General features: G+C 62.6%; 14 protein-coding genes. 8 read left to right on the forward strand and 6 right to left on the reverse strand.

Features of this window, described 5'->3' with window-relative positions:
• Positions 1-176: 176 nt before the first annotated feature.
• Positions 177-2087 carry an excinuclease ABC subunit UvrC gene (uvrC, locus tag J2X24_RS17385; protein ID WP_245344826.1) on the reverse strand — a complete coding sequence of 637 codons (1911 nt, stop codon included), beginning with the start codon at positions 2085-2087 and terminating at the stop codon, positions 177-179.
• Between the two features lie 390 nt (positions 2088-2477).
• Here uvrC and J2X24_RS17390 point away from each other — a divergent pair, with 390 nt between their 5' ends.
• The gene (locus tag J2X24_RS17390) at positions 2478-3656 is read left to right on the forward strand and encodes an acyltransferase family protein (protein ID WP_209724430.1); all 1179 of its coding nucleotides are present in this window, start codon (positions 2478-2480) and stop codon (positions 3654-3656) included.
• On the opposite strand, the gene J2X24_RS17395 is transcribed toward J2X24_RS17390, so the two are convergent.
• Positions 3657-4145, reverse strand: coding sequence for an NUDIX domain-containing protein (locus J2X24_RS17395; RefSeq protein WP_209724432.1), 489 nt, complete (start codon positions 4143-4145; stop codon positions 3657-3659).
• Positions 4146-4371: 226 nt separating this feature from the next.
• Here J2X24_RS17395 and J2X24_RS17400 point away from each other — a divergent pair, with 226 nt between their 5' ends.
• Together J2X24_RS17400 and J2X24_RS17405 are read left to right on the forward strand one after the other, a co-directional pair.
• Positions 4372-4731 carry a dihydroneopterin aldolase gene (locus tag J2X24_RS17400; protein WP_209724434.1) on the forward strand — a complete coding sequence of 120 codons (360 nt, stop codon included), beginning with the start codon at positions 4372-4374 and terminating at the stop codon, positions 4729-4731.
• Positions 4728-5495, forward strand: coding sequence for an SDR family NAD(P)-dependent oxidoreductase (locus tag J2X24_RS17405; RefSeq protein WP_209724436.1), 768 nt, complete (start codon positions 4728-4730; stop codon positions 5493-5495). The genes J2X24_RS17400 and J2X24_RS17405 overlap by 4 nt, the downstream gene beginning before the upstream one ends.
• Before the next feature lie 98 nt (positions 5496-5593).
• On the opposite strand, the gene J2X24_RS17410 is transcribed toward J2X24_RS17405, so the two are convergent.
• Positions 5594-7108 (reverse strand): helicase HerA-like domain-containing protein, encoded by a 1515-nt coding sequence (locus J2X24_RS17410; protein ID WP_209724438.1) that lies wholly within the window; start codon positions 7106-7108, stop codon positions 5594-5596.
• A gap of 128 nt (positions 7109-7236) precedes the next feature.
• Between J2X24_RS17410 and J2X24_RS17415 the strand changes: the two genes are divergently transcribed.
• The gene (locus J2X24_RS17415; RefSeq protein WP_209724440.1) at positions 7237-7695 is read left to right on the forward strand and encodes a DUF2214 family protein; all 459 of its coding nucleotides are present in this window, start codon (positions 7237-7239) and stop codon (positions 7693-7695) included.
• Here the strand turns inward: J2X24_RS17415 and J2X24_RS17420 are convergent.
• Together J2X24_RS17420 and J2X24_RS17425 are read right to left on the reverse strand one after the other, a co-directional pair.
• Positions 7680-8912: an acyltransferase family protein gene (locus J2X24_RS17420; protein WP_310004354.1), complete on the reverse strand. Its 1233-nt coding sequence runs from the start codon at positions 8910-8912 to the stop codon at positions 7680-7682. The genes J2X24_RS17415 and J2X24_RS17420 overlap by 16 nt on opposite strands.
• Before the next feature lie 2 nt (positions 8913-8914).
• A complete protein-coding gene (locus tag J2X24_RS17425; protein WP_245344829.1) occupies positions 8915-9949 on the reverse strand; it encodes a polyprenyl synthetase family protein in 1035 nt (344 codons plus the stop codon).
• Positions 9950-10088: 139 nt separating this feature from the next.
• On the opposite strand from J2X24_RS17425, the gene J2X24_RS17430 reads away from it, so the two are divergent.
• Positions 10089-10967, forward strand: coding sequence for a tRNA1(Val) (adenine(37)-N6)-methyltransferase (locus J2X24_RS17430; protein WP_245344835.1), 879 nt, complete (start codon positions 10089-10091; stop codon positions 10965-10967).
• A 76-nt stretch (positions 10968-11043) separates the two neighbouring features.
• On the forward strand, positions 11044-11448 hold the full coding sequence (locus J2X24_RS17435) for a TM2 domain-containing protein (protein WP_209724444.1): 405 nt from the start codon (positions 11044-11046) through the stop codon (positions 11446-11448).
• Positions 11449-11495: 47 nt separating this feature from the next.
• On the opposite strand, the gene ilvC is transcribed toward J2X24_RS17435, so the two are convergent.
• On the reverse strand, positions 11496-12500 hold the full coding sequence (ilvC, locus tag J2X24_RS17440; protein WP_209724446.1) for a ketol-acid reductoisomerase: 1005 nt from the start codon (positions 12498-12500) through the stop codon (positions 11496-11498).
• 188 nt (positions 12501-12688) lie between these two features.
• Here ilvC and J2X24_RS17445 point away from each other — a divergent pair, with 188 nt between their 5' ends.
• Positions 12689-13495 carry a thymidylate synthase gene (locus J2X24_RS17445; protein WP_209724448.1) on the forward strand — a complete coding sequence of 269 codons (807 nt, stop codon included), beginning with the start codon at positions 12689-12691 and terminating at the stop codon, positions 13493-13495.
• The gene (locus J2X24_RS17450) at positions 13492-14022 is read left to right on the forward strand and encodes a dihydrofolate reductase (RefSeq protein WP_209724450.1); all 531 of its coding nucleotides are present in this window, start codon (positions 13492-13494) and stop codon (positions 14020-14022) included. Before J2X24_RS17445 ends, J2X24_RS17450 begins: the two co-directional genes overlap by 4 nt.
• Positions 14023-14162 lie beyond the last annotated feature (140 nt).

The following is a 14162-nucleotide window of genomic DNA, read 5'->3' on the forward strand; positions in this document are numbered from 1 at the left end:
CGCTTTAGTTTCCACACGCTGGGATCATCTGTGCGCTGCGAAGCAGCGATCTGTGTGCATCTGTGGATTCCTTTCAAGATCGCCGCCACGCGGTCAACCTTAGCCGCTATCGCTCGAATTCCGTCTTCTTTCCGTGTCGCGCCGAAGGCGCCTATCCGTGCCTGTCCGTGGTTAAATCACGTCTCGCCATGGAAAAAACCGTAAATCTTCTGCGCCAGCGCCTCGTTGATACCGGCAACCTGACGCAAGTCTTCGATACGCGCCTTGGACACCTCCTTGCCGGAGCCGAAAGCCGCCAGCAAAGCGCGCTTCTTGCGCGGGCCGATGCCCTCGATTTCGTCCAGCGGATTCTTGGTAATGGCCGCGTCGCGCTTCTGGCGGTTGGCGCCGATGGCGTAACGGTGGGCTTCGTCGCGCAGGCGTTGCAGATAGTACAGGACCGGCGATTTCGGCTCCAGCATGAAGGGCAGCCGTCCCGGAATGAAGAAGCGCTCCAGCCCGGCATCGCGGTCCGGCCCCTTGGCGACGCCGACCACCGGGATATCCGCCACGCCCAGTTCGGTCATGATGGCAAGCACGGCGTCGAGTTGCCCCTGCCCGCCGTCGACCAGCACCAGGTCCGGCCGGCCAAAGCCCTTCTCGCCTTCCGGCAAGTCCTTTTCCTTGATCAGCCGCATGAAACGGCGACGAAAGACCTCGGCCATCATGGCGTAGTCATCGCCCGGCTTGGTATTGAGATCTCGGATGGTGAACTTGCGGTACTGCCCCTTCATGAAACCTTCGGGGCCCGCCACGACCATGCCGCCGACGGCGTGCGTGCCGCCAAGGTGCGAGTTGTCGTAGACCTCGATGCGGATCGGCGGCCGCTCCAGGCCGAACGCTTCGGCCACGCCTTGCAGCAGGCGCGATTGCGCCGACTGTTCGGCCATGCGCCGGCCCAAAGCCGCACGGGCATTGTTGAGCGCGTTGTTGACGACATCAGCCTTGTCGCCGCGCTGGGGCTTTGTGACCACGACCTTGCGGCCGGCGCGCAGGCCCAGGGCCTCCATCATGAGGTCGGGCTCGGTCAGGGCATGCGATACGAGGACCAGCTTGGGGATCTGGCGGTCCTGGTAGAACTGGCCCAGGAAGGCGTCGAGAATCTCGCCTTCGGTATCCTCGGAATCGACACGCGGAAAATAGGCGCGATCGCCCCAGTTCTGGCCGGCGCGGAAGAAGACGACCTGGACGCAGGCCGCGCCGCCTTCGGAATGGACGGCAAAGACATCCGCCTCCTCGCCTTGCAGGTCGACCGAGGACGACATGACGACGTGGTTGAGCGAGCGGATACGATCGCGCAGATGGCCGGCCTTTTCGAACTCCATATCGTCCGAAGCGATCATCATCTCCTGCGTCAGGCGTTCAATCACCACCCGGCTCTTACCGCGCAGGAAGTCCGCTGCCTGATTGACCAAGCCGCCGTACTCCTCAAGGCTGACCACGCCGGTGCACGGCGCCGAGCAGCGCTTGATCTGGTGCAGCATGCAGGGCCGGGTGCGCGAGGCATAGACCGAGTCGGTACAAGTCCTGAGCAGGAAGGCCTTTTGCAGGGTGTCGAGCGTGCGATTGACGGCCCCGGTCGAAGCAAACGGGCCGAAATAGTCGCCGGGAATGGAGTGGCTGCCGCGGTGCTTGGAAATCTGCGGCGCCTCGTGGTCCTTGCGCACCAGGATTTCGGCGAACGACTTGTCGTCGCGCAGCAGGACGTTGTAGCGCGGGCGCAGCGCCTTGATCAGGCGCGCTTCCAGCAGCAGGGCTTCGCCCTCGGTCTGGGTGCGCAGCAGGACCATTTCGCGCGTCAGCATGACCATGCGGCCGATGCGCTGGGAGTGAACGCGCCCTTGCGCGTATTGCAGGACGCGGCGCTTCAGGCTCTTGGCCTTGCCGACATAGAGCACCTCGCCATCGACGCCCAGCATGCGGTATACGCCGGGCGCATCGGGCGCCAACGAGGCTTCGCGCCGGATCAGCGCCGCGCCGATCAGGGGGGCGTCGGACTCCCGGTCAGGTCCCTGCTCGGGGATGTCTATGGTAATTTCTTCGCTCAATATCTTTGACTCTAAGAGGCCCCACCACCGCATCTAGCGCGTGCCGCGCGTCGTGCGGTCCCCCTCCCCATGCCTTTGGCAAAGGGAGGAGAGACAGAGCGCGATCACTCCTCCCCGTCGCGTAGCTTGCCTGCCGGCGAGGCTGGGGAGGCGGACCGACGCGCTTTAGCGCGTTGGTGGTGGGGGCTCTTGTTTTTCTACAAGTTTCCGCCGCCAAACGTGTCAGCAGCGATTCCTTAGACACATGATCCTGCGCCAACCGAAATGCAAGACGTCGTGTCCTTTACGCAACCTGTAACAATTTCTGTTCACGGCGGCGTGATCTCGCACTTGCGTTACGCGTGCATTTCCTTACATGGTGCGGCTGCATCCCAGTAGCCCAGAGTCTCCATGTCCGCCGACGCATCCGCGCCTGCCGCCTTCCGATCCGAGATCAAGTCGCTGACCGGCCTGCGCGGGATCGCCGCGCTGTACGTCGTGCTGTTCCACGCCAATGGGCTGGCGCGCTTTCCGGAAGCCGTGCGTCCCTTCTTCAGCCACGGCTACATGGCGGTGGACCTGTTCTTTATCCTCAGCGGGTTCGTCATGGCCATGATCTATGGCCACATGTTCCGCAACGGTTTCGAACTCAAGACCTTCCAGAAGTTCCTGCTGCTGCGTCTGGCGCGAATCTATCCGCTCTACCTGCTGGTGACCGCCATCACCGCCGTCGCCATCACCACCGTCCTCAGCCACACCTATCGCTTTGACGACAATGTCCTGCGCGCCCTGCCCTTCAACCTGACCATGACCCACGTCTGGGGCCTGGCCTATGCCATCGTGCCGCCGTCGTGGTCGATCAGCACCGAATGGGCCGCCTATCTACTGTTCCCGGCCGGGGTCTGGCTGGCCTTGAGCACGCCGCGCCGCTATGCCTTCCTGGGCGTCGCCGCTGCCTTTGCCGTCCTGGTATGGATCGCGTTTGGCCCCTACTGGCTGACGCATTCGCACCGCGCCATCGGCAAGCTGGACGTCGTCCACTCCTACGCGCCGGGCACGACGCTGCGCTGCCTCGCCTCCTTCTATATCGGCCTCGTCGCTTTCCGCTTCAAACACCTGATCCCGGCGCGCGCGGCCGGCATCATGGTCGTGCTGGCCCTCTTCCTGCTGGCCCTCAAGCAGACCGACCTGTGGCTGATCGGCGTCTTCACCGTCCTGATCATGGCGCTTAGCCACGACCAGGGCCGCGTCGCCCGCGCGCTGGGAACGCCCGTCCTGCACTGGCTGGGCGTCGTGTCGTTCGCGCTCTATCTGGTCCATGACCTGATCCAGAAGGTGATCTTCAAGTCCTTCCCGGTCTGGGGCGTGGGCGCGGGCATTCCGAAAATGGCATGGGTGGCCATTTCTGTCGTGGTTTCGCTCGGCATCGCGGCACTGGCGCACTACTATTTCGAAAAGCCGTCGCGTGTCTGGGCGCGCGACCTGATCAAGGCGTTCGACAGCCGCAAGCCGGTTTTCCGTCCTGCTTTTACACGCGTTACCGGCTATCTGCGTTCGGTCGCCGCCCGGCCCCTGCCGCCGGCAGAATAACTACCAGGTCGGGTCTACGGCTGCGCCGCGCAGGGCTTCGTTGATCCGGCGCAGACTGCCGCCATTCATATTCTCTGGCAGCTTGTCGATATCAAAGAAAGCCGCATCACGGATTTCGCCGTGCGAGGTACGTTCTACCGTTTCCCACTTGTCGACGCGGAACAGCAGGACATGGTCACCCGGGAAGAAGCGTTCGTTGGAATGGACCGACAGCAGCTTCGGCGTCTCGAGCGGATTGATGCCCGCCTCTTCGCGCAGTTCCCGCGCCACGGCGGCCTGAGTGGTTTCGCCGCGGTCGACGCCGCCGCCCGGCAGCCACCAGCCTTCGATATAGGTGTGCTCGATCAGCAGGACGCGTCCGCGCTCATCCAGCACCAGACCGCGCACACCCAGCGTCTTGCCGCGCGTCAGGCGCGAATGCGTAAAGAACAAGGGCCGCGTATAGGGCTCAACCCAACGCTTCCAGTCCTGCCATTTCGTGTCGGTCATGCCCCAAGATTCCATAGCCGCACCATGTCGCGGTGCAGCAATAATGGCAAGCCGGCAATGCAGAATTATAAGCGGGTCCTTGCGTCTCCCGCGCAAGGCGGCTAACAGGAAGACATTATTGCTTCCGGAGTTTTTCCCATGGTCGCCATTGGTATCATGTCCGTCTTCCTGATCGTCGTCGCGATCTTCAATCTGGTCGATTTCGGCCGCATCGACTAATCAGCCGATGTTGGAAGGCGACTATACCGCGGCTGTGCTTGAGACCATCGAGGTCCATGTCCGCTGCGGGCTGCACGCCTTCGAATATGAACGGCCGAATCGTCTCTGGGTCAGCGTCTGGCAGTATGGCCGGCTGAAACCCGGCGAATTTATCGATTACGACCTGGTGCGCAACGCCGTCGTGGCCTGGCAGGACCGGCCGCACGTCGAGCTGCTGGAAACCCTGCTCGATGATTTGATGAACGCGGCCTTTTCCAATCCGCTGGTGCTGGCGTGCAAGGCGCGCATCATCAAGCCGGACATCTTCCCCGATACCCAGAGCGCCGGCGTCGAGATGGCGCGCTATCGTCCGGGCACGGCTGCGTGACGGTCGTGCTGGTGACAGGCGGCGGACGGCGCGTCGGCGCCGGTCTGTGCCGGTTTCTAGCCGCGCAAGGCTATACGATCGCCCTGCACTACCACCGCTCGGTCGTTGAGGCCGCCGAGGTCAGGGCCGAATTGCTGGCCAAGGGCTTCGAGGTCGAGACCTTTGCCGCCGATCTGGATGTGCCGTCTGAGCGCGATGGGCTGATCCCGGCGGTTGTGGCGCATTTCGGCCGGATCGACGTGCTGATCAACTGCGCCTCGCTGTTCAAGTTTGACAGCCTGGCGACTCTGACCGATGACCTGTGGCAGCGGCATCTGGCTTCGAACCTGACCGCGCCGGTGTTTCTGGCGAAAGCTCTGGCCGAGGCCGGCGGCCAGGTGGTTGTCAACATCCTCGACCAGAAGGTCGGCAATCCCAATCCCGACTTCTTTTCCTATACGGCCGGCAAGATGGGTCTGGCGGCCCTGACCCAGCCGCTGGCCATGGCCTTGGCGCCGAAGGTACGCGTAGCTGGACTGTCGCCGGGACTGGTGCTGCCGAGCGGCGACCAGACCGAGGCCGATTTCCAGGCAGCGGCGCAGGACACACCTTTGGGACTGACCTGCACGATCGAGGATTTGGGACGCGCGGCGGTTTTCCTGATCGAGACGCCAAGCATTACAGGACAGATCGTCACGGTCGATGGCGGCGAAAGCCTGACTCGCCGCCCGAGGGATGTCGCGTTTGACGTAGTCCCCTCTCCCCGCTCGCGGGGAGAGGGTTAGGGTGAGGGGCAATTGGACGCGGCAAAACGCGCGACAAATATTGCGGCCCCTCATCCGGTCCCTCGGACCACCTTCTCCCCGTAAACGGGGAGAAGGGATTACCGCCTGCGCTTGACCGTTCCGAACATACCCCGGATCAACTCGCGCCCTAGCGCAACGCCGACCGAGCGGATCACCGATACCGCTACCGACGTCACCTGCTTGGTCGTGCGTTCCGTCTCGCGCTGACGGCGCTTTTCTTCAGCCAGGCGCGCGCGCTCCTCGGCCTTGGTTTCGCGATCCTCTTCGACCTCAGGTTCCGGCTCAGGTTCCGGCGCCGCCGTCACCACTGTGCGCTGCGTCAGCACCTCATAGGCCGAATGACGATCGACCGCCGTGTCATACAGAGCCCCTACAGGGGACGACGCCATGACCTGTGCGCGCTCGGCGTCGTTTGCCGGCCCGAGACGCGACGCCGGCGGGCGGATCAACGTCTTTTCGGTGATCGTCGGACGGCCCTTCTCATCAAGCAGCGACACCAACGCCTCACCGACGCCCAGGTCCTGAATAGCGGTCTGTGTGTCAAAGGCCGGGTTAGGACGGAAGGACTGCGCCGCCGCCTTCAGGCCTTTCTGTTCTGCAGGCGTATAGGCGCGAAGCGCGTGCTGCACGCGGTTGCCGAGCTGTGCCAGGACACTGTCGGGGATATCGGCCGGGTTTTGCGTCACGAAATAGATGCCGACGCCCTTGGAGCGGATCAGGCGCACGACCTGCTCGATTTTCTGCAGCAGGGCCGGCGACGCTTCGCGAAACAGCAGGTGCGCCTCGTCGAAGAAGAAGACCAGCCTGGGCTTTTCAGGATCGCCGACCTCGGGCAGTTCCTCGAACAGTTCCGACATCAGCCACAGCAGGAAGGTCGAATAGAGGCGCGGGCTTTCGATCAGCTGATTGGCCGCCAGCACATTGATGTAACCGCGTCCGTCAGGCGTCGTCCGCATCAGGTCGCTCAGCTTCAGCGCCGGCTCGCCGAAGAAGCCGTCGGCGCCTTGCGTTTCCAGTTGCAGCAGGGCGCGCTGGATGGTGGCGATCGAGGCCGGCGCGACCTGACCGTATTCGGCGCTGATCGCCTTGGCGTTTTCCGACACGTGATTGAGCATGGCGCGCAGGTCGGCGATGTCGAGCAGCATCAGGCCCTGCTTGTCGGCGACGTGGAAGACGATGTTTAAAACGCCTTCCTGGGTGTCGTTCAGCTCCAGCAGCCGCGCCAGCAGCAAGGGCCCCATCTCGGAAATCGTTGAGCGGATCGGGTGACCCTTCTTACCGAACAGGTCCCAGAAGATGACCGGCGCGGCGGCGGGTTTCAGGTCCAGTTGCATGGCCTCTGCCCGCGCCAGAAGCTTTTCATTGGGCGCGCCGGGCAGCGCGACACCCGATAGATCGCCCTTGATGTCGGCGGCAAAGACCGGCACGCCGGCGTCGGAGAATTCCTGGGCGATGACCTGGAGCGTCACCGTCTTGCCGGTGCCGGTGGCGCCGGCCACCAGGCCGTGCCGGTTGGCGCGGCTGTACAAAAGGACCTGCGGCAGCTTGTCGCCGCTTTCGGCTTGCCCAACAAAAACGCCCGTATCCGCCATTGCACTGTCTCCGTTCGCGACTCTTCGCACAGCTTTACCAGCCGGTTGCGAGCGAGGAAAGCTGTGCTACATCAGTGAGGCGAGTTCCCGCGGCGCGTCCGGCCGCGCAAAGCGATACGGATATTTCCATGCTCGACACCCTGCTTGCGATTGCCCACCATATCCTGATCTTCGCCCTGCTCGGCCTGCTGGTCGCCGAAATGATCTGGGTGCGCGACGGTATCCCCGCCGCCACAATGAAGACCCTGATCCGCGTTGACGGCATCTATGGCGCCGTGGCCGGGCTCACCATAATCGTCGGCATCTGCCGCGTGATATGGGGCCTGAAGGGCGCCGAATACTACCTGCACAACCTGTTCTTCTGGCTGAAGATGGCGACATTTGTCCTGGTAGGCGTGTGTACCGTTCCGCCGACCCTGGCCTTTCAACGCTGGCGCAAAGCCCTGGCCGGTGATGAAGGCTATCTGCCATCGTCCGGCGATATCGCCAAGGTCCGCCGCTGGCTGCGCGCGCAGTTGCATCTGTTCGTGCTGATCCCGATCTTCGCCGCGCTGATGGCGCGCTATTCCGGCTACATCACCTTCTGAGCCGGGCGCAGCTTGCGCCTCAGCCATTCGCGCGCCGGCATTTCGAAATAAACGAAGCTCAGGCGGGCCAGCCCGACGGCGGCGGCAAGAAATGCGATGAAGGTCAGGGGCGAGGCAAAGATCGCCACGCGGTCGGCCCAGGCGAATTGTCCCATGACCAGCATGACCGCGACCTGCAGCGGAAAATGGATCAGGTAGATCGAATAGGAGATGTCGCCGATCCAGGCCACGCTGCGCAGGCGTTCCAGCGAGAGTAGCGGATGACGCCAGTTCTCGCGCCGCAAGCCCAGCGCCAGCAGGGTCAGCGGCATCAGGCCATAGACGAAGCCTTCGATCGTCAGGGTGTCGAAGGCCGGAATGGGATAAAGGCCAAGCGTCTTTGTTAGCGGCTTCCAGATCAGCGGCTGGGCGCGGACATAGGTCAGAAGCCACAGTACAGGCACCAGCCATTTCAGCGTGGTGTCCAGCCGTTGGCGCCAGACAGCCTGCGCTTCGTGATTGAGATAGCGCACGGCGTGGAAGACCAGCCCGCCGAGGAAGAAGCTCGGCACGCCGCGTGAAAAGTCGCTGACCGGCTCGGCCTGTATGTGCTTGAAAATCAGCCCGACGACAACGATAGCCGCCAGAACTATCGGCCGGTTGCCGCGCCAGAAAACGACCGCGAAGAAGGCAAGGTAAAGAAACAGCTCGACCGAGAGCGACCAGGACGGCCCGTTCCAGGTCTGCTCGGCGCCCGGCAGCCACTGCTGGACCATGAACAGGCTGAGGACGAAGTCCCCAGCCGTATTATGCTTGTAGATAAAAGGCGCGCCGTAAAGCCGGGCATGCAGGGTTTGAAGGACAACCGCCGCGACCAGCATAGCCAAGTATAGCGGATAGAGTCTGGCGAACCGCGCCGTGAAGAAGCTGCGTGCGCTTAGGCGGCGATCGGCGACGGCATCGCCATAGAGCCAGAAGAAGACATAGCCCGATATGGCGAAGAACAGTTCGACGAAATACTGGCCGTAGACATAGACCGGCGTCAGCAGCACGCCGAACGGCAGGTGGGCGTAGTCGAAGACCTCGGTGTCGCTGAGCAGGAAGTGCTTGTAATGAAAGACGACGACCAGGATCGCCGCCAGGCCGCGCAGGATATCGAGCTCGAAGAAACGGGCCTCCTCGCTGCGGCCCGCGGAAGGTTGCGGCTGCGGGGGCAGGACGGCAGCTTCGGCCCGCACGCCTACTTTTCGCGCTCGACGCTGTAGAGCGCCAGGCTTTCCAGGGCGTCACGCCACGGGCCGGGCTCGAAGACCGACAATGCCGCGCGCGCCTTGTCGGCATAGGTTTCAGCGACGGCGCGGGCGCCATCGAGCGCGCCCGAGGTGCGCATCAGGGCCTGAGCGTGCTGGAAGTCGCCGTCCGCCTGCTGGCGCTTGCCGATCGTCCGCTCCCAGAACGGCGCTTCGGTGGCGCGGGTGGCTTCCATGGCCAGCAATAGCGGCAAGGTCGACTTGCCTTCGGCAAAGTCGTCACCGGCGTTCTTGCCGAGATCCGCGGCCGCGCCCTGATAATCCAGAACGTCGTCCTGGATCTGGAAGGCCAGGCCGAGATTGAGGCCGTAATCGTAAAGCGCCTGCACCCTGGCCTCAGGCGCATTGGCGGCAACCGCGCCAGCCTGTGATGCGGCCGAAAACAGGGCGGCGGTCTTGGCCGAGATGATCTCGATATAGTCGTCCTGCGACAGGTTGAGATCGAAGGCCTTCATCAGTTGCATCACCTCGCCCTGGGTGATGACGGCCGAGGCCTTGGACAGGATGTCGAGAGCACGCAGGGAACCCGTTTCGACCATCAGCTCAAAGGCGCGGGCGAACAGGAAGTCACCAACCAGGACGGAGGATGGCGCGCCCCAGATCAGGTGGGCCGCGACCTTGCCACGGCGCAGGGACGATGAGTCGACGACATCGTCGTGCAGCAGGGTGGCGGTATGGATGAATTCGACGGCCGCCGACAGCTTGTGGTGATGGGTATTATCGGTGCCGCACAGGCGCGCGGCGGCCACGCACAAGAGCGGGCGCAGGCGCTTGCCGCCGGCGGCGATCAGGTGATCGGCCAGGGCCGGGATGGTCGGCACGTCGGACTGCATGCGCTCGGTGATCAGCGCGTTGACGCCGGCCATGTCCGGGTCGGTCAGGCTGACAAGGGCGCGCACATCGGCCTTCGGGGCGGACACCTCCCGCGTCGTGCTGCGTACCGCGTCGATATTGGCCGAATCCAAAGCGTTAACTCCTGACATATGGCAAGGCCATAAACCGCCTTAGCGGTATAGTCCATGCCCCGTGGCTTTTATTCGTCACCAGACGTGGTACAGGTGCGCGCCTAAGCCTTAGGGCAAACATTTAGTCATCGATGAGCGTATGACAACCGAAAGCCGCGACGACGCGTTACAGTCTGACACATCTGAGGCTTTTACGCACCTGCTGGGGCAGCGCGTCAAAGTGATGCAGCCGGCCAGGGGCTATCGTATCGGCATGGACGGCGCGCTTCTGGCAGCAGCATGCGCGGGCGCGATCAGTAGACGGCGGAAACCCTTGGCCGCACTGGAACTGGGCTGCGGTGCAGGAGGGGCACTATTGTCGCTGAAAGCCCGCTGTCCGGACCTCGACCTGACCGGCATCGAGCGCGAGCCGGTCTATGCCGACCTTGCCCGCCGTAACGTGCTTTTGAATGCGATGCACAATATCGCGATCATCGAGAGCGACATTGGTAAGGGATATAAAGCCACCTTCGCCCTCCCCGGCCTCGCCGGCAGGCAACACGGGGAGGGGGGACCGCCGTCAGGCAGCGGGCGGGGCCAAGCTGTAGATGACAAAGCCTCTTCGCACCCCCGTTTTGATCTCGTCTTTTCCAACCCGCCCTATTTCGATGATCCCGATACACTGCGCCCGCCGCACGAAGCCAAGCGCCCGGCATGGATCGCCGATGACGGGCTTGGTGCCTGGCTCGACTTCGCCCTGGCGGCTGTGAAAGACGGCGGCGACATCGTCTTTATCCATCGCGCCGATCGCCTGAGCGACATTCTGAGCGGCCTATCGGACAAGGCCGGCTCCTTCATGGTCCGTCCGATCCAGCCATTTGCCGGCAAGGACGCCAAGCGTGTCATCGTCCGCGCCAAACGACTGGGCCGGGCGCCCTTGCGTCTCCTGCCTCCGCTGATTCTGCACGACGGCGGCGTGCGCAAGCATACCGATGAGGTTGAAGCGATACTGGCTGGCGCCGGCGACCTGTCCTGGTAAAGGCAGGCCGCAACTGTTGCCAATGCGTTCGCATTTGTGTACAGGCCTTAGTTGCATATCTTTATTGGGGAGCGACATGCAGGGGACTGTCCTTAGTTTTCAACCTGAAACAAATACCGGCCTGATCAGCGGTCATGACGGCAATCGCTACAACTTCGTGATGCTCGACTGGAAGTCCGAGAACAAGCCGCCGCGCGAAGGTCAGCTTGTCGATTTCGAGATCGATGAAAAGTCGGCAAGGCACATCATCGTCATGAAGAAGGCCGGGTCCGGCAGCCAGAAGTCCAAGGTCACGGCCATGCTGCTGGCCTTTTTCCTGGGTGGCTTTGGTGTGCACAAGTTCTATCTGGGACGGATCGTCTGGGGTGTGGTCTATCTGCTGTTCTTCTGGACCCTCGTCCCCGCCTTTATCGCCTTCATCGAATTCCTTATCTATGCCTTCATGAGCGAAGAGAAGTTCGACGAGAAATATAATCAGTAATTATGCAATAGGCTCTGTCCTATGCTCCGTTGAGCAAGGGACAGGGCCTAGGTCTTTTTGACCCCGGCATCCGAAATGCCGTCCAGATAGTCCTTGGTCCGATCGAGCAAATTGTTCTTCAGGGCCTCCCGCCGCGCGAGAAGGTCCGGGCTGCCGGCATCATAGTCAGCCATCAGGCGGCGGACGAAATCCCCGGACTGCACGTCCTTCAACACCTCCTGCATGGCGGCTTTGGACGCATCATTGATGACCCTCGGGCCGGTGAGGTAGGCGCCGTATTCCGCCGTATTGGAAATCTTGGCGAAACCGCCAGACATGCCCAGTTCCCAGAGCAGATCTACGACCAGCTTCAGCTCATAGCAGGTCTCGAACCACGCCACTTCGGGCGGATAGCCGGCATCGACCAGGGTCTGGAAGCCGTTCGTCACCAGTTCGCGCGTACCGCCGCAGAGCACCACCTGTTCGCCGAACAGATCGCTCTCGCATTCGGCCTTCATGGTCGTTTCCAGTATGCACTTGCGGCCGCAGCCCAACGCCGCCGCGAACGACAGGCCCAAGGTCTTGGCGTGGCCGGTCGCGTCCTGCTGGACGGCGAACAGGCAGAAGACCCCCTCGCCCGCCACATAGATGTCGCGGATGCGCGGGCCGATGCCCTTGGGCGAGACCAGCAGCACGTCGACATCGGCCGGCGGCGTGACCAGGCCGAAATTGACCGACAGGCCGTGGGCGAAGATCAACGCCTGACCGGCGCGCAGGTTTGGTGCGATCTCGTCGCGGAACAGCGATTGATGCGCCTCGTCAGAGGTCAGGACGACCAGGACATCGGCCCATGTCACGCCATCGGCTACGGTCACAACGTCGAAACCATCGGCTTCGGCCCTGGCGCGTGTGGTTGACGCGGGTTTCAGCGCCACCTTGATTTGCGTCACGCCGGAATCGCGGGCGTTCAATGCCTGGGTCCGGCCCTGAGAACCGTAACCTATGACCAGCACCTTCCGGTTACGGATGATCGACAGGTCACAGTCGCGGTCGTGATAGACGGGCAGGGTCATGTTGAATTCACCGAAAAGAATCGTACAAAGCCGGTCCTCTTTAGGCTAAAAACGGATACCCCTCCACCGCTTCGCGGTCCCCCTCCCCACCATGTGGGGAGGAGTAAACCTCCTCTCCTCCCTATCGGAGATGAGAGGTGGCATTCCGTAAAGCGGAATGACGGAGGGGTATTTTGTGAGGCGGAACCATGTTTGATCACCCCGAATATCAGTACCTCAACCTGTTGCGCGACATCATGGACAACGGCGTCCGGCGCGAAGACCGCACCGGCACGGGGACGATGGGGCTGTTCGGGCGGCAGATCCGCTTCGATCTCAGCCAGGGTTTTCCCCTGCTGACGACCAAGAAGGTCCATTTCAAGTCGATCGCGGTCGAGCTTTTGTGGTTCCTGCGCGGCGACACCAATGTCAAATACCTGCATGACCACGGCGTCACCATCTGGGACGAATGGGCCGATGAGAATGGCGACCTGGGCCCCGTCTACGGCAAGCAATGGCGGTCGTGGGCCGCGCCCGATGGCCGGATCATCGACCAGATGGCCAATCTGGTGCGCAACCTGAAGGCCAATCCCTATTCGCGCCGCCACGTCATTTCGGCCTGGAACCCGGCCGAGGTCGACGACATGGCCCTCCCGCCGTGCCACTGCCTGTTCCAGTTTTTTGTCGCCGATGGCAAGCTGTCGTGCCAGCTCTATCAGCGTTCGGCGGATATCTTCCTGGGCGTGCCGTTCAATATCGCCTCCTATGCGCTTCTGACCCACATGGTCGCACAGGCCGCCGGTCTTGAGGTCGGCGACTTCGTGCACAGCTTCGGTGACGTTCACCTGTATCTGAACCATGTCGAGCAGGCGACGACGCAGCTGACGCGCACGCCGATGGCGTTTCCGGCGCTGAAGCTGGCGCCCAAAACCGATCTTTTCGGCTTCGACTATGCCGATCTCGCCATCGAGAATTACCAATCGCACGGCGCGCTCAAGGCGCCGGTGGCCGTATGAGCCTCGCCGGCCAACGGATCAGGCTGGCGCTGGTCGTCGCCATGAGCGAAAACCGGGTCATCGGGAAAGACGGCGGGCTGCCGTGGCATATCCGCTCGGACCTGAAGAAGTTCAAGGAAATCACCCAGTTCAAGCCCATCATCATGGGTTCGAACACTTGGGACTCGCTGCCGCGCAAGCCCCTGCCCGGTCGCCTGAACCTGGTGCTCAGCCGCGACCTCAAGTTTGAGGCCGAAGGCGGCATTGTCTGCAACACCCTGTTCGAAGCGCTTGATATCGCACGCGAGCACGCGGTCGATGATGGCGCCGATGAGATCTGCATCATCGGCGGCGCCAATGTTTTTGAACAGCTGCTGCCCAAGGCCGGCCGCATCTACCTGACCCAGGTCCACGCGACCGTCGACGGCGACACCTTCTTCCCGGCGATAGACGACAGCCAATGGACGCTGTCGTCGGAGGAAGCGTTTGAAAAAGCCGAAGGCGACGATTACGCCTGGACGCTCAAGGTGTACGACAGGAAGGGATAAGCGCTCCGCTTCTCCGCCCCATCGAAGATGGGGAGGGGGACCACCAGACTGAGCGAAGCGAAGGCGCAGTGGTGGAGGGGTATTGCCGTCAGAGTCGCCCCCTCCGTCACCTTCGCTTCGCTCGCTGACACCTCCCCATT

Source organism: Asticcacaulis solisilvae (assembly GCF_017875235.1).
Taxonomy (GTDB): Bacteria; Pseudomonadota; Alphaproteobacteria; order Caulobacterales; family Caulobacteraceae; genus Asticcacaulis; species Asticcacaulis solisilvae_A.

Bases quoted from the DNA above. Each gene is read 5' to 3' on its own strand.
- J2X24_RS17390 (WP_209724430.1), top strand. From the start codon at position 2,478: ATGTCCGCCGACGCATCCGCGCCTGCCGCCTTCCGATCCGAGATCAAG.
- J2X24_RS17395 (WP_209724432.1), bottom strand. From the start codon at position 4,145: ATGACCGACACGAAATGGCAGGACTGGAAGCGTTGGGTTGAGCCCTAT.
- J2X24_RS17400 (WP_209724434.1), top strand. From the start codon at position 4,372: ATGTTGGAAGGCGACTATACCGCGGCTGTGCTTGAGACCATCGAGGTC.
- J2X24_RS17410 (WP_209724438.1), bottom strand. From the start codon at position 7,108: ATGGCGGATACGGGCGTTTTTGTTGGGCAAGCCGAAAGCGGCGACAAG.
- J2X24_RS17415 (WP_209724440.1), top strand. From the start codon at position 7,237: ATGCTCGACACCCTGCTTGCGATTGCCCACCATATCCTGATCTTCGCC.
- J2X24_RS17430 (WP_245344835.1), top strand. From the start codon at position 10,089: ATGACAACCGAAAGCCGCGACGACGCGTTACAGTCTGACACATCTGAG.
- J2X24_RS17435 (WP_209724444.1), top strand. From the start codon at position 11,044: ATGCAGGGGACTGTCCTTAGTTTTCAACCTGAAACAAATACCGGCCTG.
- ilvC (WP_209724446.1), bottom strand. From the start codon at position 12,500: ATGACCCTGCCCGTCTATCACGACCGCGACTGTGACCTGTCGATCATC.
- J2X24_RS17445 (WP_209724448.1), top strand. From the start codon at position 12,689: ATGTTTGATCACCCCGAATATCAGTACCTCAACCTGTTGCGCGACATC.
- J2X24_RS17450 (WP_209724450.1), top strand. From the start codon at position 13,492: ATGAGCCTCGCCGGCCAACGGATCAGGCTGGCGCTGGTCGTCGCCATG.